Raw genomic sequence first — 3,566 nt, forward strand, 5'->3', positions numbered from 1 at the left:
ACAATTATACGGACTTTATCGAAAATCAAGAACAATACAATGAACAAATGCAAAAAATTAAAAGTAATATTGATAAAAATAAAGACCATAATACCGAGTATGGCTCTATAACAGATCAATACGGAAATAACCTAATAACTATTAAGAAAAACGGGAAGAATTTCTTTTTTATAGATAAATTAGAATTCAAACCTAAACTTACCAGCGTTTATGTGAAAGAATTTAATAACACTGGATTTTACAAATATAAGCAGGGAAACGCTGATAAAGAGGTAATAGCAGAAAGCAATCAAACAACAGAATTAGGTAAGTTCTTTATTGGTAAATATAGTATTGAAACAGATAAAACAATTGAAGATTCAATTCATAACGGGACTTTGACAGGAAAAATAGATATAGATTTAGGCAATAGAGGAAACAATAATAAGATATATGCAGATGAAGATTTTAACCAAAGCTGGTTTAAGGTTAAGCTAAACCATGATAATTTATTAGAAAAAAATAGTTACAAAATTATAATTGATGATAAAGATGTTGATTATAATTCCAAAAAGACATATGGAAAGTATTACAATCCAACAGAATTAAGTGTATATGCGATTGGAAAATTAGAGGGTAAAGAGTTTAAAACTAACAGAATAAATATAAGACGTAATTATGATAATACATCTCAAAATTTAAAATTGAGCTTTAAGAAATCTCAAATAACAGAGTATGAGAATAAAAGTAAAAAGGTTAAAGAAAAATCTAAAAGCTATATTAAAGAATATACGAAAGAGTTAAACAAAGCATATAAAAAGAAAGATTATAAATATATATCTGACTACGTTAAAAATAACTCTCAATTAGAAAAACAACTTAAAAAACAGGTTAAGTCTAAATCAAAAGTTAAATTTAAAGATGTTAAGATAAATAGCGTTAAACGTGATAAAAATAAAGTATATATTGAGTTAAGTAAAACCAACAATAATAATGTAGTTCAGACGAAATATACCTTAGATTATGATAATGTATCAAATGAATTTCTAGTAGAAGATTCGCAGGATAATTAAAATAATTTAAACACCAATGAAATTAAATTCATTGGTGTTTTTTACTGTACGCTAACAATACTACTTAAAGATATTCTTAGTTTATTGTTTGAATTAGAATTAGTGATAATCATAAATCCATTTAATTCATCTATTTTGTTAATGTAACATTGAATCGAATATATATATCCGTCTTGCCAGTAATCTAAATCAGTTAATATGTTTTTACTAATCTTGCTACTTACTTTTTCATTAATTTCTTGTAGTTGGTCATCAGACAATAGAGGCATATTTATTTTATTTTGATCTTCTATGTGTTGTTCCAATATTTCATATTGCTGGGGTATCGTCTTAAATGCGTTCCACTTAATTATTCCTCTACCTTTTGGAATACGTGGATTTAAGTATTCCCTCGGTATGTTTCTATAATCAGTTTCATATTTGTACGGTTCGGGCATATTAGGATTTATTATTTTCATATCAGTAAACACCTCAACTAATTATAGAACATATGTTCGCAAAAATAAAGAGTGAAATAATAGTATTATAAACGATTGTATTTAGTACACTATGTATTACTATTCTTAATAGCGCTATAATGGGTTGACTACTGTATTAAAATCTTGTATTATATTCTATGTAAGATAATTAATAAATAACATGGCAAATAATACAAACAGATTAGCTCTCATTTGCGTTGAGAATTAATTTTATAGGTAATCATACATTAAAAACACTATACAATGCTATTTTAGAAAGGATAATTACAATTATGGCCAATATTGGTTATGCTCGTGTATCTACCAGAGATCAAAGTTTAGATTTACAAATAGACGCTTTAAGTAATTTTGGTTGTGAGAAAATATTTAGCGAAAAAGTTAGTGGGCGTAAAGTAAATAGAACTGAACTAGATAAATGTTTAGATTATTTACGTGAAGGCGACACTTTAGTTATTTACAAGCTAGATAGATTAGGCAGGACAACTAAGCAACTAATAGATTTAGCCCAATGGCTAGAGAATAATAATATTGAATTACAAATTATTGATATGAATATCAATACTAAAGACCCAATGGGAAAGATGTTTTTTACAATGATGAGTGCTTTTGCTGAATTAGAGGCTAACTTATTAAGCGAAAGAACTAAAAAAGGTTTAGAATCAGCTAGAGCAAGAGGTAACATGGGGGGCAGAAAAGCAATGCCACAAGAAAAAAAAGATTACATTAAACATTTATACGATACCAAAGATTATACAGGGCAAGAAATTGCTGAAAAGGTAAATGTTAGCAGAGATACTGTCTATAGAATATTAAGAGAATACAAAAGTTAAAGGAGGAAAAATATTGTGGATAGTAAATTGAGAGATTTAATTAAAGAATACTATGAATATAAAAATATGGATAGACGTGAATTTTATTATTATGATGAAACAAATAATTCAAGAATGTTTAGGTTGAAAAACGATTCCTTTAATGTTAATCCCTTTCAAAAATTTTCATTAGGTGGTTTAGTTAGTGAAAAAGAAATAATAAATGATAACCATAATGAATTATGGAACAAATTAAAAATAAATAGTAACATTCCAGAACTAAAATCCAAATATATTTTTAAGAAATCTGATGATTTTTTGGAGTCTATTGATACTAAAAACATAGAATTGATATTGGAATATATTAAAATTAAAGGATATAATTTACATTTTAATTATTTAAATTTGTTATGGCTTACTATTGTTGATATAGTAGATAATTCTTATGATAATAGCAAAAATAATTCTATTAAACGTATATATAACCCTCAATTATTAAAGCAAGAACTATATTTGAAAGTAAAAAACGATATACCATGGTTGGAAAAATTATTTAAAAAATATAATTTCCCTAATTTAGTAGAACAGAAAGAGCTTAATGACTTCTATACAGAGTTTGCACAATACCTATCAAAACAAAGTAATCAGAATGAATATACAAAGGTGTTAATTGATTTATTTACTAATACTGTGATTAAAGATAATCTTTTTAGTGGAGAAGAATCTCATATCTATATTAAAGATTTCTCTGCTTTATATACAATTAATTCTAAAATACTAATACATAGTAAACATAGTTTTGATGAAGAAATGCACATTAAAGAAAAAATTAAATCCTTCTCTAATTCAAATATACATTGGTATAAATCTCACGAACATAGGACAATACAATTGTGTGATTGTGTGATTGCAATAATTAATCGTTTCATTAATTTTATAGAAAATAATAGTTATACAAATTTAAAAGAGCAACTTGTTTATGCTTTTGATGTTGCTGAATCTCCTAGATTAAGAAGAAATCTTACTTTGCTTGGTTTTTTATTAAATAAATCTTACTTACATGAACCATTGAATAGAAGATTAACAACAATAGATGAGACAGCTATTAAGTATGAGGAGTTTGTTAGCAAGCTTTCAAGCCTATCTAAATTATCATTTTAAAACATTGCACAACATGACAGGTATTGTTATAATATAAGTAAGAAAAGAATCGGCGTTGTGGCGCA

Annotated in this window: 4 protein-coding genes; 3 read left to right on the forward strand and 1 reads right to left on the reverse strand. The window is 26.0% G+C overall.

The window, feature by feature from the left end; all coding sequences use genetic code 11:
* Positions 1 to 1,052 (forward strand): TcaA NTF2-like domain-containing protein (locus KA900_RS14275; protein WP_210125778.1); only part of this gene is annotated, 1,052 nt, incomplete at its 5' end.
* Between the two features lie 41 nt (positions 1,053 to 1,093).
* On the opposite strand, the gene KA900_RS14280 is transcribed toward KA900_RS14275, so the two are convergent.
* A complete protein-coding gene (locus KA900_RS14280) occupies positions 1,094 to 1,510 on the reverse strand; it encodes a YolD-like family protein (protein WP_030061428.1) in 417 nt (138 codons plus the stop codon).
* 293 nt (positions 1,511 to 1,803) lie between these two features.
* Here KA900_RS14280 and KA900_RS14285 point away from each other — a divergent pair, with 293 nt between their 5' ends.
* Positions 1,804 to 2,361, forward strand: a complete 558-nt coding sequence (locus KA900_RS14285; RefSeq protein ID WP_030061432.1) for a recombinase family protein — start codon at positions 1,804 to 1,806, stop codon at positions 2,359 to 2,361.
* A gap of 15 nt (positions 2,362 to 2,376) precedes the next feature.
* The gene (locus KA900_RS14290; protein ID WP_030061435.1) at positions 2,377 to 3,501 is read left to right on the forward strand and encodes a DUF3800 domain-containing protein; all 1,125 of its coding nucleotides are present in this window, start codon (positions 2,377 to 2,379) and stop codon (positions 3,499 to 3,501) included.
* The last annotated feature ends 65 nt before the right edge of the window (positions 3,502 to 3,566 follow it).

Origin of the sequence: Staphylococcus sp. GDY8P120P (genome assembly GCF_017892065.1) — a bacterium.
GTDB lineage: Bacteria > Bacillota > Bacilli > Staphylococcales > Staphylococcaceae > Staphylococcus > Staphylococcus nepalensis.

Excerpts from the sequence above, each read along its gene's own strand:
- KA900_RS14280 (WP_030061428.1), bottom strand. The coding sequence starts at position 1,510 with ATGAAAATAATAAATCCTAATATGCCCGAACCGTACAAATATGAAACT.
- KA900_RS14285 (WP_030061432.1), top strand. The coding sequence starts at position 1,804 with ATGGCCAATATTGGTTATGCTCGTGTATCTACCAGAGATCAAAGTTTA.